The 12944-nt window shown below is 70.4% G+C and carries 12 protein-coding genes; 6 read left to right on the forward strand and 6 right to left on the reverse strand.

What is annotated here, in order from left to right; all coding sequences use genetic code 11:
* Positions 1-85: 85 nt before the first annotated feature.
* The 6 genes from ACIA75_RS12510 to ACIA75_RS12535 all read right to left on the reverse strand — a co-directional run bounded on the left by ACIA75_RS12510 (position 86) and on the right by ACIA75_RS12535 (position 5783).
* Positions 86-445 carry a hypothetical protein gene (locus tag ACIA75_RS12510; protein ID WP_397103008.1) on the reverse strand — a complete coding sequence of 120 codons (360 nt, stop codon included), beginning with the start codon at positions 443-445 and terminating at the stop codon, positions 86-88.
* 103 nt (positions 446-548) lie between these two features.
* Positions 549-1712: a glycosyltransferase gene (locus tag ACIA75_RS12515; protein ID WP_397103010.1), complete on the reverse strand. Its 1164-nt coding sequence runs from the start codon at positions 1710-1712 to the stop codon at positions 549-551.
* Between the two features lie 262 nt (positions 1713-1974).
* Positions 1975-2751, reverse strand: a complete 777-nt coding sequence (locus ACIA75_RS12520) for an LppM family (lipo)protein (RefSeq protein ID WP_397103012.1) — start codon at positions 2749-2751, stop codon at positions 1975-1977.
* A gap of 16 nt (positions 2752-2767) precedes the next feature.
* Positions 2768-3610 carry a carotenoid biosynthesis protein gene (locus ACIA75_RS12525; RefSeq protein WP_397103014.1) on the reverse strand — a complete coding sequence of 281 codons (843 nt, stop codon included), beginning with the start codon at positions 3608-3610 and terminating at the stop codon, positions 2768-2770.
* On the reverse strand, positions 3607-5172 hold the full coding sequence (locus tag ACIA75_RS12530; RefSeq protein WP_397103016.1) for a phytoene desaturase family protein: 1566 nt from the start codon (positions 5170-5172) through the stop codon (positions 3607-3609). The genes ACIA75_RS12525 and ACIA75_RS12530 overlap by 4 nt, the downstream gene beginning before the upstream one ends.
* Positions 5169-5783, reverse strand: coding sequence for a GNAT family N-acetyltransferase (locus ACIA75_RS12535; RefSeq protein ID WP_397103018.1), 615 nt, complete (start codon positions 5781-5783; stop codon positions 5169-5171). Before ACIA75_RS12535 ends, ACIA75_RS12530 begins: the two co-directional genes overlap by 4 nt.
* Positions 5784-6027: 244 nt before the next feature.
* Here ACIA75_RS12535 and ACIA75_RS12540 point away from each other — a divergent pair, with 244 nt between their 5' ends.
* The 6 genes from ACIA75_RS12540 to ACIA75_RS12565 all read left to right on the forward strand — a co-directional run bounded on the left by ACIA75_RS12540 (position 6028) and on the right by ACIA75_RS12565 (position 12922).
* Complete coding sequence (locus ACIA75_RS12540; protein WP_397103474.1) at positions 6028-6420, forward strand: SAV_6107 family HEPN domain-containing protein; 393 nt, start codon at positions 6028-6030, stop codon at positions 6418-6420.
* A 360-nt stretch (positions 6421-6780) separates the two neighbouring features.
* On the forward strand, positions 6781-7215 hold the full coding sequence (locus ACIA75_RS12545) for a DUF3040 domain-containing protein (protein WP_397103020.1): 435 nt from the start codon (positions 6781-6783) through the stop codon (positions 7213-7215).
* 621 nt (positions 7216-7836) lie between these two features.
* Positions 7837-8268 carry a division/cell wall cluster transcriptional repressor MraZ gene (gene mraZ / locus ACIA75_RS12550; RefSeq protein WP_033245100.1) on the forward strand — a complete coding sequence of 144 codons (432 nt, stop codon included), beginning with the start codon at positions 7837-7839 and terminating at the stop codon, positions 8266-8268.
* 265 nt (positions 8269-8533) lie between these two features.
* The gene (gene rsmH / locus ACIA75_RS12555) at positions 8534-9511 is read left to right on the forward strand and encodes a 16S rRNA (cytosine(1402)-N(4))-methyltransferase RsmH (protein WP_397103023.1); all 978 of its coding nucleotides are present in this window, start codon (positions 8534-8536) and stop codon (positions 9509-9511) included.
* 448 nt (positions 9512-9959) lie between these two features.
* Complete coding sequence (locus ACIA75_RS12560) at positions 9960-10976, forward strand: hypothetical protein (RefSeq protein WP_397103025.1); 1017 nt, start codon at positions 9960-9962, stop codon at positions 10974-10976.
* Positions 10973-12922 carry a peptidoglycan D,D-transpeptidase FtsI family protein gene (locus ACIA75_RS12565; protein WP_397103027.1) on the forward strand — a complete coding sequence of 650 codons (1950 nt, stop codon included), beginning with the start codon at positions 10973-10975 and terminating at the stop codon, positions 12920-12922. The genes ACIA75_RS12560 and ACIA75_RS12565 overlap by 4 nt, the downstream gene beginning before the upstream one ends.
* Positions 12923-12944 lie beyond the last annotated feature (22 nt).

A 12944-nucleotide genomic window follows, 5' to 3' on the forward strand; every position in this document is an offset into this window, starting at 1 on the left:
GTATGCCGGGTCAGGGACACCCGCCGTTCGAGTGTGCCGCGATCCGGGACCGGTGACCCGCCCGGATCGGACCAGCTCGGTAGAGCTAGTCGGCCGGGGCGTACACGCGGATCGAGGTCTGCCCCTCCTTCCGGAGGATCTCCAGCGCGCGGTTGTCGTGCCGCAGGATGATCCCGGGGGCACCGTCGACCGGGTCGAGGATTTCGATTCCCGCGATCCGCGCACCGTCGTGGTCCAGGCGGTCGCCCGGTTTGGCCGCGATGAAGACCCGGCTCTCGACCACCCACCAGGTACCGGGAACGCCCGGGAATTGCTCCGGGGCTTCGCCGAGCGAGTGCCGGGCGATCGGGCCGGGTCGGTGTTGCGGGTTGCGCAGGCGGGCCGAGTGCCGGGTATGCCACTGCGCCCAGTCGGTATCCACGCTGGGGTAGACGGCGATGGTCATACGAGCCTCCTCGAAACCCGGGCCCGGAAGGGCCTCGCACCCGTCGATCGGTCCGGGCCGATTCATCATCCGACCGGGTGCGTCTCCGGCACAAGACCAAGAATCAGGGAGAATCCAGGTCTGGCCGGGGGGTGAGGGCACGTCCTTTCCAGGTGAGAGCGTTGCGGCGCCGGTCGCGGTGTGAGCGGGTCCACAGCCACAGATAGGTGGTGACCGACAGGGGATGGGCCGCGGCCGCAATGAGATCGCACCATCCCGGCGGCCGGCCGGTTTCCAGACTCCGGGCGAACAGCCGGCCGCCGGCCGCGGCGCCGTACCCGAGCAATCCCCACCGGCGGACCCGGCCGCGGCCCAGCGCCGCGGCCAGCGGGGGCAGCCCGTATGCCCACGCGGCGACGACTCCCACCGCGAGCCCACCGGGAACCGAACCTCCGTAGGAAGACCAGAGCCAGCGGCGATACCCGGTCGCGAGTTCGGCCGGCCCCCGGTACATCCGGGTCCGGGCCAGGTCACCGGCTGCCGCCAGGGCGGTGCGGTAACCGGCACGGCGCAGCACCCGGGCGATATCGAGGTCCTCGGTGACACTTCCCGCTACTGCCGAATGCCCGCCGATGGCCCGGTAGGCAGCCGAATCGAACACCAGGAATTGTCCGCACGCCACCACGGTCGACGTCCGGGTCCAGCGGTCGGCGTACCGCACCGGCAGCGTGGACGCCCACGACCAGCACAGCAGCGGTTGCACCAGGCGCTCGGCGAGCGTCCGGGCCTGCTGTTGCGGCCACGGCGACAGCAGCGCGGTGCCTCGGCGCCGAAGCTCCCCGGTCGCGGCGGCAAGCGCGCCGGGAGCCAGGCGGATATCGGCGTCCAGGAAGATCAGCACACCGGTGCCGGTCGTGCCCGCGAGTTGTTGTGCGGTATCGGCGAGGACCTGGCATGCCGCGGCCTTGCCGGTCCAGCCCGGCGGCGGGCCGGCGGCACCGCGTAGCAGGACGCAGCGGGGGTCGCCGTCGATCGCCTCGTGGGCGCGCTCGGCTGTTCCGTCGGTGGAGTCGTCGTCGAGAACGAGTATGCGCAGTTCCCGGATACCGGTCTGGGCGCGCAGGTCGGCGATCAGCGCCGGGATCCGGCCGGCTTCGTCCCGGGCGGGCACACAGACGGTCACCGCCTCGGTGATCGGCGCGGCGGTGCGTGGCAGGCGGGGCACGGTGATCCGATTCCACGCGGTGAGCCCTGCGCAGCCGAGGGCAAGGAGCGTTCCCGCGGTCACCGCCCGCTCCCGGGCTCGCGGAGGCGGCGCGAGCGACCTCGGCCGCAGGCCGGTCACCGGCGACCTCCGCCGGTGGGGCGGCGCAAGTGACTTCGGCGGGTGAGCGGGCACAGCGGGCCGGTGGGGCGCGCAGGGAGCGTCGGCTGGTGCGCTGCTACTGAAGACCTCCGTCGGCGGGCCGGTCCGGCCGACCTCGGCAAATGGGCCGGATCAGGTCGCCCCGGCTCGGCCGGAATCCGTCGCCGACCCCGCGTAATCGACCTCACGCGTTGGTCTTGACCTGTTCCCACCAGCGGCGCAGCGAGAATCCGGCCGGCGCGCCGGGCACCGGCGGATTCCGGTCGAGGAAAGCCAGGGCGGCGATGACGGCCGCGACAGCCAGGGTGATCCCGCCGACGATCCCGGCCCAGCCCGCGAAGGAGCGGGTGTTCGGGTCGGCGTAGCCGACCTCGGCGCGGACCGTGCTCACCTCGCCGGCGGGGAGTTTCCAGGAGACCACCGAATCCCCTTCGCGGGTGCCGTTGGTCTTGGCGACCCGGGACGGGAACGCCACACTCAGTTGCACATCCGAGCCGTGCGGGGCCAGCGTTTCCAGATCGACGCGGCCGTTGAGGCTCACCAGATCGCCGTTGCGCTGGAACTTCAGCTCGAACAGGCCCTGCGCCTGGTCGGACAGCTGCCCGAGCTGTTCGACCTCACCGAAGTTGAGGTCGTCGAAGTAGATCTCGCTACCGGCATAGCCGTCCTGGTTGTACGGCTCCACCCGTACCTTGGTGGCGAGTGCTTCCGGCGCGGTGAACTGCGGCCCCTTGTCCTCGCTGTTCTCCGGAACGACCGCGGCGACGATCCGGCCCGATACCCGGTCGTTGGACGACACCCCCATCGACGCCTGCACCCGCAGGCAACCGGCCAGCGCGGGTACCAGCAGGGCCGCCAGGACCAGGGCGGCAGCGACCCGCGACCGGAGGCGGCGGGCGCGCGGAGCAGGAACCGGAGAACCGGGTTTTGCGGTAACGGGACTCGAAGTCACGGATGACATGGTGCCAGGCCGGAACTCACCGCCGCCATGCGACGGGCCCGGCGGTGTCGCCGTTCCGGCCGCCGATCGGCCCGGCGCGGCCCCGGAACAGCTGGACCAGCAGCGGAACGCCCAGCATGCCGAGCGCGATGCCACCGTAGACCGCCGAGTACGGCAGTCCGAGGAACACCGCGTGCGCCAGCGCGGAACCCAGCCAGGTCCACAGGAACATCAGGACCGGGATGCCGGTCCGGTCGGTGGGCGGGACGGTCCGCTCCCAGGCGGTCAGCGCGACGGCGATGGCGCCCGCCACCAGCAACCAGCCGAGATAGTTGGTCCAGGGGATGGCGTCGAGCCCGGGCAGTCCGGAACCGGTGTCGTGCCAGCGCCACTGCCCGTCGGCCACCATCTGGGGATCCAGGAACAGATCCCAGCCCACCGCGCCCGCCGCGGTGGCGGCGATCCGGGACGCCGGTGCGCGGCACAGCATCCCCGCCACCACCCAGATCGGATACAGGCCGCCGGTCCAGGCGAGCGGGACCACCAGCGGCACGTCGAACAGCGCCGGTCCGAGCCGCCCGATCGCATAGTCGTAGGCGCCGAACGGTATTCCGGTGGCCGTGCCCACTGCCTCGGCCGCCAGGCCGATACCGGAGACGATCACCCCGAAACCCGCCGCGTACCGGAGACCGCGCGTCAGTGCCGCGTGTACCAGCGCCGTGCCCGCCGACAGGAGCACCACCGCCACCGTCACGGTGTCGCGGGCGGGCCCGCTGGTCAGCGGGTAGACGATCTGCGCGGCGATGAGCACCCCCAGGCAGGCCGCCGGTACCAGCTCCCGCGGTCCGGCCGGCCGGATCCACCGGCCGGCGGCACTCACCGGCGTAACCACTGCCGCCCGCGCCGGCCGTCGCGCAGCACCAGCCGCGCCGCGGTGCGCCCACTCGCCCCGGACACCCCGCCGCCGGGGTGGGTGGAGGCGCCGGTGAGGTAGAGCCCCGGCGCGCCGGGCACCCGGTGACCGGACAGCTCCGGCAGCGGTCGCCACAACATCATCTGATCCAGGCTCATCTCGACGTGCATGACATTGCCGCCGCGCAACCCCATCTCGGTTTCCAGGTCCACCGGGGTCTGCACATGGCGCTGGAGCACGGACGCCGCGGCGCCGGGAGCATAGCGGTCCAGTTCGGCGAGGATCCGGTCGGCTTCCGCGTCGGCGTGCGCCGTCCAGCGGCTGCCGTCGGCGAGCCGGTAGGGATGCCACTGCGACCACAGCGAGAGCTGATGTTGCCCGGCAGGGGCGATACCGGGGTCCAAGGCGCTGAAACTCATACCCAGCACCACCGGACGCGGGGGCAATCGGCCGCCGAGGGCGTTGCCGTGGGCGAGCCGTAGCTGCTCGCGGTCGCTGACCAGCAGTTGCAGGCCGGTCGCGGATTCGCCGGCCGTCGCACCCGGATACGCGGGGAGTGCGCTGGTCGCCGCCCGCACCACCATGCCGATACCCGGGCCCACGCGGATCCGCCGCTGCCAGCCGTCCAGCAGTCCGGAGTCGAATCCACCGGCGCGCAGCATATCGAGCGTCGTGAGGATATGCGTGCCGGCGATAACGGTTTCCGCGTCGTAATCGTGGCCCGCGCCGGTGCGTACGCGCCACCGGTCGCCCCGGCGGCCGAGCGCGGTGACCGGATCGCCGGCCACGATCTCGCCGCCGTCGGCGCGCAGCCGGGCCACGAGCGCTTCGGTCAGCGCTCCGCTGCCGCCCACCGCCCGGCCCGGCGGAAGGGTGTGCATGAGGGCCGCGAACCCCACCATCGGTGCGGTCCCCGGCTCCGACATCGGTGGTCCGGACTGGGCCCCGAACCACGCCAGCGCCGCTTTGAGTCGCTCGTTGTCGAACCAGGTGTCCAGCAGTGCGTCACCGGACTGCAGGAACTCGCGCGAGAGCGCGCTTCCGCCGCCGCGTGCGTCCAGACCCCAGAACGAGCGCACCAACCGGCCGGGGGTGGGCGCACCGCCGAACGAACGCATCACACGGCGCGCCCGGGGTTCCCATTCGCCGGCGAAACGCCGGTAGGCCGCGGCATCCCGTTCGCCGCATGCAGCGGCGACGGACGCACAGGTTCGGTCGAGGTCGCGGTGGAAGACGATCGGTGCCGCACCGGTGTCCGGGCAGGCGGGTACGAAAGCCCAGGGATCGCAGTCGAGGTAGCGCAGGCCGAACCGGGCCAGGTCGAGCTCCTCGATGATGCCGGTGTGCCGGATCATCAGATGGGCCGACGAGCCGCGGTCCACGCGGTGGCCCGGGAAACGCTCCACAGTCGATACCGCGCCGCCCAGCACGATATCGCGTTCCAGCACCCGCACCCGGCGGCCTTCCCGGGCCAGATAGCACGCCGCGACCAGGGCATTGTGGCCGGAACCGACGATCACCACGCTCATGGCAGCGGCAGCGGGCGGCCGAGAATGCCGAAGCGGCGGGTATCCCCGGCGAAGACGAAATCGCGCAGTACGTCCTGGAATCCCATCCGCCGGTACAGCCGCCAGGCCCGGTTGTCCTCGGCCGACACCTCGGGGGTGGACAGCAGCACCGCGCGTTCGGGCCGGTCGCGCAGGAGCTTGCCGAGCAGGGTCGCGCCGATCCCGCGGCCCTGCGCGCTCGGATGGACATGGAGTTCGGTGAGTTCGAAATAGTCGCCCAGCAAGCCCTGCGTCGCGGGCTCCGGCCAGCCGGACCGGCGCATCCCCGCGTGGACCTGCTGCTGCCACCACTGATGGGGTCCGCCGCGATAGCCGTAGGCGATGGCGACCAGTGGTGAACTGCGCAGGTCGAACACACCGTTCTCTTCGGGCACGACCGCCGCGACGGCCTGCCAGCCGGCGCGGTGGGTGTGTTCGGTCCACATCGGCGCCCGATGGTGTTCGGTGCCGCGGGGATAGTCCATCGCCGCGACATACACCGCCAGTGCGTCGTGCAACCGGGCACGCAGCGCGGCGACCGAGAGGTCGACGACGACGGGGGCGGGGAGGTGGTTGGACTTGACGGCGGTCATTGCGGTGTCGGTGGGCTCTTTCACGGTCGGCCGGTGCGGAGCCGGCGGTTTCCGGCGGGAAAACATGTCGGTGGTCGTCTCTATATTCAAGCTCGAGCCAAACGTTCGAATACCTGTTCGGCTCCCCACGGTGCACGCTCAGCCTGCCATACCGGTGGACCGCCGCGGGGTACGACGGGTGGGATACGGAGGGACGGCCATGGTGGATCGAAGCGTTCACCCGGGTCAACCGGGCCGGGCGGGGATGTTGTTACGACGCGCCGACGGACTGCTGATGGAGGCGGCGGGAGAAAGCGACCCGCGGGAGAGGTTCCGGGTTGCCTACTTGGCCGCGTTGCGCGGGGCGGGGGCGATACTGGCACTCACCGGTGCCGATACGGCGCCGAGGGCGCGATCGCGTAACGCCTGGGTGATGTTGCAACGCGCCGCGCCCGAATTCGTGATGTGGGCGGACTATTTCAGCGGCCATTCCGCAACCAGGGCAGCCCTGGAGGCGGGCCTGCCCCGGGAGATCGATGATGCCGGGGCAGACGAGTTCTACGCCCGTGTAGGCGCGTTCCTGCACGACGTCGAGGATCTCATCGCGCCGGCGGCACGGTTGCGAGCCGCGGGCGACGACCACGGGGCGCCGCACTAGGCGTACCTCCGCCTCCGCTCCGGCCGTGCGCGGTCTGTGGATGGGCTTCGCCCAGCTGTGCCTGTGGTGCGTACCTCCGCCTCCGCTCCGGCCGTCGCGGATCACGGATGGGTAGCGCAGCTGCGCCCGCAAGTCGTATCAGCGTGTCCGCTCCCGGCCTCCGGGGCGGGCCGGAACAGCGCGGACCACGGAATTTTTGTCTCGGCCGGGGGTCGCCGCGGGCACGAACTTCACCCAGCTGTACCCATATGGTGGTACGGCTCTGGGGGAACTCGTATCATTGGTGACAGATAGCCGCCAAGGGGTTATCTGTCGCCTACCCGGAGGCGACAGCCACGTCCTAGTGCCGGGGGAGGTACCGTGCCACTCTCCGAGCACGAGCAGCGCATGCTCGAACAGATCGAGAGCGCTCTCTATGCTGAGGATCCGAAGTTTGCGTCGTCCGTCCGCGGTGGACGTTTCCGTACTGCGTCCAGTCGACGCAGGCTGCAGGCCGCGGCCCTGTTCGTCATCGGGCTGGTTCTGCTCATCGCCGGTATCGCGCTCCCGGTGCGACCCGGCGGTTTCCCGATCATCAGTCTGGTCGGATTCATCGTGATGTTCGGTGCGGGAGTGCTGCTCCTGCTCGGCGGATCGAAAGGTGGATCGGCGGGTCGGGGTGGCGGTTCCCCGAATGATCCGCCGAGCGAATCGGGTACGGCGCCGCGAACCGGCGGCCGTGGCCGGCAGCGCCGCTCCGGCGGATTCACCGAACGGATGGAAGACCGCTTCCGCAGAAGGTTCGAACAGGAGTAGTCGTCGGCGAGGCCGACTTGCCTTCAGCGATGCCGCACCGAATTCCGGTGCGGCATCGCTGTCTGCGTTCCCCGTGTACGGGGCCCCAGTATGGGGTGACGCAGCGCTGTGCCCTCGGGCCTGCCCCGCTTTCATGCCGCGTCGATGGCGCATGGACGGGGGCGCCTGCGTGGTGACGCTGCGCTGCCGCCTCCGGCCTGACCCGCTCACGCCGCGGATATCCGACACCGCGTAGTGCGTGCGATTCCGGTGCGTCACGTCGCGCCGTTGCGTTATCGGCCCGCGTCACCCACATCCCTCCACCGGACCCCTCCACAACGCCCCACCCGCGCGTCTCGCAGCGTGTGAACAGGGGGTTTGCTGGAAGTTGACGGGCAGCGCCGCGCGCGTGGCGCGCGGACGCGCGCGAGGAGGCAGAGCGCGCGAAAAGTTCACCTGACCCGTGATAGCTGGGATGACCTGCGAAATCGGTGGAGCGGGGAGGCACATCACCCCGTGTTTCGATTGAAAGTGGGGGAAAGTGGGGTAATGTGGAGCGCGCACTACAGGAGAGGCCGTAAGGCGCTCGGCCGGCCCAGCCGGCCAACACCATTCGAGGTGGTCCGGTAGGAGGTATCGGGGTTGTTTCTCGGTACTTACACACCTCGGTTGGACGACAAGGGGCGACTCACGTTGCCCGCGAAGTTTCGAGACGATCTGGCGGGAGGGTTGATGGTCACCAAGGGACAGGACCACAGCCTTGCCGTCTATCCGAAAGAAGAGTTCAGTGCGCTCGCCCGGCGTGCTGCCTCGGCATCCCGGAGCAACCCGCAGGCGCGGGCGTTCATCCGGGCGCTGGCGGCGGGAACGGACGAACAGCGTCTGGATACGCAGGGCCGGATCGTGTTGTCGGCCGAACATCGCCGGTACGCCAACCTCACCCGCGACTGTACGGTCATCGGCTCGGTCGACTTCTTGGAAATTTGGGACAAGCAGGCGTGGGAGACCTACCTCGCCGAACACGAGGAGGACTACGCACAAGCGAGAGACGAGGCACTGGGCGGAATCTTCTAGCCCGCAGCGAGTGCCACGCGGCCTCTGCCCGGATGCGGACCCTGACGTACTTCCCCGACGCCAGGTGCCGCTTCGGTCAGAGACCTCGCGGCATTCGTGAAGCCAATTTCCTTCTGTCGCACACGCTGTGGCCGCGCCCTTCGGGTGGCGGCGCCGCATCTCACGCACTTTCGCACTGCTCCGGCGCCGGTGTTCACACCGGGCGCCGCGGTCCGATACGACCCGAGAACGGTCGTTCCCCAGCGAGGCATATCCGGGAGGTCAGGTGAACCGTGAGCACCACGGCACACGACATATCCCTGTTCTGCTCACCCGCGCGGCGGAATTACTCGACCCGGTACTCGGCGAGCCCGGCGCGGTCTACCTCGACGCCACCCTGGGCCTCGGCGGCCACGCCGAATACTTCCTGCGCACCCATCCGGAGCTGCGCCTGGTAGGTCTGGACCGCGATACCGATGCGCTGGCCCTCGCCGGCGAGCGGCTACGGCCCTATCGGGACCGGATCACCCTGGTGCACACCCGCTACGACGGGATCGCCGACGCTCTCGCGGCGGCGGGTCTGGCCGCTGCGGGCACGGTGAGCGGGCTGCTCATGGATCTCGGTGTGTCGTCCATGCAATTGGACGAGGCCGACCGTGGTTTCGCCTACTCCGTGGACGCGCCGCTGGATATGCGCATGGACGCGACCACCGGGCCCACCGCCGCCGATATTCTCAACACCTACAGTCAGGGTGAGCTCGCCCGGGTGTTGAAAGTCTATGGCGAGGAACGTTTCGCGAACCGGATCGCCGCCGAGGTCGTGCGCCGCCGGGGCCGCCAGCCGTTCCGGACGAGCGCCGAATTGGTGGCCTTGCTCTACGACGCCATTCCCGCCCCCGCCCGGCGTACCGGCGGACATCCGGCCAAACGGACCTTCCAGGCGCTGCGGGTGGAGGTGAACGCCGAACTGGAGTCGCTGCGTGCCGCTCTGCCCGCCGCGCTGGACGCGTTGCGTCCCGGCGGGCGCATCGTCGTCATGTCGTATCAGTCGCTCGAGGACCGGGTGGTCAAACACGAACTGGCCGAACGGGCGAAATCCCGGACGCCGGTAGATCTTCCGGTCGAACTTCCCGGTATGGGCCCGCAGTTCCGGATCCTGACCCGCGGCGCCGAACAGGCGACCGCCGCGGAGGTCGAGGAGAACCCGCGCGCGACTCCGGTCCGGATGCGGGCCGCGGAGAAGATCGTGGAGGACCCGGCATGAGCGGGTCAGGCCCGGAGGCGGGAGCGCAGCGTCACCACGCAGGGCCCCCGGTCATGCCGCATGGATACAGCATGAGCGGGTCAGGCCCGGAGGCGGGAGCGCAGCGTCACCACGCAGGGCCCCCGGTCATGCCGCATGGATACAGCATGAAGGAGACAGGGCTGGTGGTGACAGTGCAGCGTGACCATGCAGAGCCTATGCCCTGCGCGCACCGGATGAAGCGGTGTGCCGCTCCCGCCGTCCGGTCCGCGACGACGGGTCGAACGGTGCCGAATTCGATTGTCTCCGATGATGTTTTCCAGTACGACAGGGTGTATGCGATACCGCGGTATCGCAACAATCGGTGCCGGTGGGTCCCGGCACCGGAGCAGCGGTCGAGTACGGCAGGCCGCGGCACAGGGTCACGCGGGAAGGAACCGCGGGCCATCACACCGATACGGGGGTGTCTATGAGTGTGGGAACACGTACCGAATCCGGGCGGCCGGCTCGCCGGGTGCACGATGCGGAACGGGTGAAATCCGGTGCAGCGCAACGGGCATACGCACGGCGGCGTCAGCGTTCGGGGACACCTGCCGCCCCGGCCGGTACGGAGCTGACCGGGCGGGTTCCGTTCGTCGCCGCGATTCTGGCCATGTTCGGCTGCGGTCTCGCACTCACTCTGGTCTTGACTACGCGCGCCGCCGAGGACAGCTATCAGCTCAGCGATGCGCGCGAGGCGAACCGCGTGCTCTCCGATGAGCGTGCGGCACTGCAGCGGGAGGTGGCCGCGGCCGATTCCGCGCCCGAACTTGCCACCCGTGCGCGGGAACTCGGGATGATCCCGGCCGACGATCCGGCCCGTCTGGTGGTGGCGCCGGACGGAACGGTCACCGTGATCGGGGAGCCCGCGCCGGCGCAGGGTCCGGCCGCGCCGCCGCTGAACCCGCCGCCCAGCGCGCCGCGCGGTGGTGCGGATCCGGGGGAGCGGATCGTTCCGGTGCCTACCACGCCCCCGGACCGACCGGCCGAAGCCGGTTCGGGAAATGTGCTGGCGGCGCCGGGTGCCGAGCCTTCGCAGGGCCCGGCCGCCCCGCCGCCGCCCGGTGAGCCGGTAGCGGGACAGCCGCCCGCCGGTGCGCTTCCCGCGCCGGAACCCGGTGCCGCGCCGGATGCTCCGGCTCCGATGGATGCCGGAGTGCCCCCGGCGGTACCGGGCGACGTGGCTGCTCCCGACCCGGGTGCCGCCGCGGTCGTACCGGAGAATGCCGCGGGGCCGGGCGATGCCGGTATTCCGGCACCGGCGGTGGCGCCCGCGCCGGAAGGCTCGACGTCACTCGTGCCCGTGCCGCCCGCCGGAGCACCGGTTGCCGAGGATCCCGCCGTGGCGGGTCCGGCTGCGGCCGGCGGCGACACCGCCCCTCCTGTCCCGACGACGGTGGCGGTGCCGGCCCCCGCGGGCGCCGGTGCCGGGGAGGGAATGCGATGAATCGGCGCGGGTCGGGACGCGGGCGCGGCGCGCCGAGGTCCCGCACCGCGGCGAACCGGGAAACCGGGAAGAACCGGTCGGTAGCCGCTCGCTCCGAGCCCGCCGCGCGCCGGCCTGCGCGGTCGCGGACCGGTGCGAAGAAGGGCGGCCCGGTGCGGCTGCGGCTGGGTGTGGGCCGGGTGATCATGCTCGTCGCCCTGACCGTGGTGGCGCTGCAACTACTGTGGATCCAAACCATTTCCGCGCCGGCGCTCTCCGCACAGGCGGCGGGGCAGCGGACCACCTATCAGGATCTGCCCGCCGCCCGCGGGACGATCACCGATCGGCACGGGAAATCGCTGGCGCTCACCGTGATCGCCCAGGCGCTGAGTTTTCAGCCGGTGCGGGTGCGCAAGGATCTCGCGGATGCCCGGGCGAAGGACGATACCGCGCCCGAACCCGATCAGCGCCTGCAGGAGATCGCGCGCACCGTGCACGAGGTGCTCGGTGCCGACGGGCCGAGCGAGGCGGATCTGCTGGCAAAACTGCGCAGCGACGAGACCTTCGTCTATCTGGCCCGCAATGTCGATCCCCGCAAGGCCGATGCGATCACCGCCGAATTCCCCGAGGTCGGCGCGGAGCGGCAGGATCTGCGTGAATACCCGGGTGGTTCGCTCGCGGCCAATATCGTCGGGGCCACCGGATGGGATGGGCACGGACGGGTGGGGCTCGAGGGTGCCCTGGATTCGGTACTCGCGGGTACGGACGGCTCCTACACCTACGACCGCGGCTCCGACGGCGCGGTGATCCCGGGTAGCCGTCGCGACAATCAGCCCGCGGTGGACGGCAACGATATCGAGCTCACCCTCGACTCGTACCTGCAGTACTACGTGCAGCAACAGATCCAGCAGGCCAAGGACCGCTCCGGCGCGAAATCGGCCTCCGCGGTGGTCCTGGACGCCAAGACCGGCCAGGTGCTGGCCATGGCGAACGATAATACGTTCAATCCGGCGCTCGGGCCGGAGCACTGGGATCCCGCGGGACTCGACAATCCGTCGGTGACCCAGCCTTTCGAACCCGGTTCGGTGAACAAGGTGGTGACCGCCGCGGCCGCGATCGAATACGGCCTCACCGACCCGAACGAGGTCCATCAGGTGCCCGGTGAGATCCATATGTCGGGGGTGACCGTCGGTGATGCGTGGGTGCACGGCGTCGAGCCGTACACCACCACCGGGATCTTCGGAAAATCCTCCAATGTCGGGACCCTGATGCTGGCGCAGCGCGTCGGGGAGGATCGGTACGCGGATATGCTCGACCGGTTCGGCCTGGGCCGGCGCACCGAGGTCGGGTTGCCCGCGGAGAGTTCGGGCCGGGTGCCCGCCCAGGAGCAGTGGTCCGGTGGTACATTCGCGAACCTGCCTATCGGACAGGGTCTTTCGATGACCACACTGCAGATGACGAGTATGTATCAGGCGATCGCGAACGACGGTGTGCGGGTTCCGCCGCGGATGGTGCGCGCCACCGTCGCTCCGGACGATTCACGGACCGAGGAACCGGCGCCCGACGGTGTGCGGGTGGTGAGCCCGGAGACGGCCCGCACCGTGCGGTCGATGTTCCAGTCGGTGGTCCAGAACGACCCGACCGGTGTGCAGATGGGTACCGGCGCGGCCGCGGCGGTCGACGGCTACCGGATCGCCGGGAAGACGGGCACGGCGCAGCAGGTGAACCCGGACTGCGGCTGCTATTCGAGCGACTCGTACTGGATCACGTTCACCGGTATCGCCCCCGCCGATGATCCGCGGTATGTGATCGGTTTGATGCTGGATGCGCCGGTACGCAGCTCCGACGGCAGCGGTGGGCAGTCGGCCGCACCGCTGTTCCACGATATCGCCTCCTGGGCGCTGCAGCGGGATCGGATACCGCCGTCGAGTGAACCGCAACGACAGTTCGTCCTGCAGGCGTCGTGATTCGGCGAACCGGCTTACCCGG

The organism is Nocardia sp. NPDC051750, assembly GCF_044453135.1.
GTDB lineage: Bacteria > Actinomycetota > Actinomycetes > Mycobacteriales > Mycobacteriaceae > Nocardia.

Bases quoted from the DNA above. Each gene is read 5' to 3' on its own strand.
- ACIA75_RS12510 (WP_397103008.1), bottom strand. From the start codon at position 445: ATGACCATCGCCGTCTACCCCAGCGTGGATACCGACTGGGCGCAGTGG.
- ACIA75_RS12520 (WP_397103012.1), bottom strand. From the start codon at position 2,751: ATGTCATCCGTGACTTCGAGTCCCGTTACCGCAAAACCCGGTTCTCCG.
- ACIA75_RS12530 (WP_397103016.1), bottom strand. From the start codon at position 5,172: ATGAGCGTGGTGATCGTCGGTTCCGGCCACAATGCCCTGGTCGCGGCG.
- ACIA75_RS12535 (WP_397103018.1), bottom strand. From the start codon at position 5,783: ATGACCGCCGTCAAGTCCAACCACCTCCCCGCCCCCGTCGTCGTCGAC.
- ACIA75_RS12540 (WP_397103474.1), top strand. From the start codon at position 6,028: ATGTTGTTACGACGCGCCGACGGACTGCTGATGGAGGCGGCGGGAGAA.
- ACIA75_RS12560 (WP_397103025.1), top strand. From the start codon at position 9,960: ATGAGTGTGGGAACACGTACCGAATCCGGGCGGCCGGCTCGCCGGGTG.
- ACIA75_RS12565 (WP_397103027.1), top strand. From the start codon at position 10,973: ATGAATCGGCGCGGGTCGGGACGCGGGCGCGGCGCGCCGAGGTCCCGC.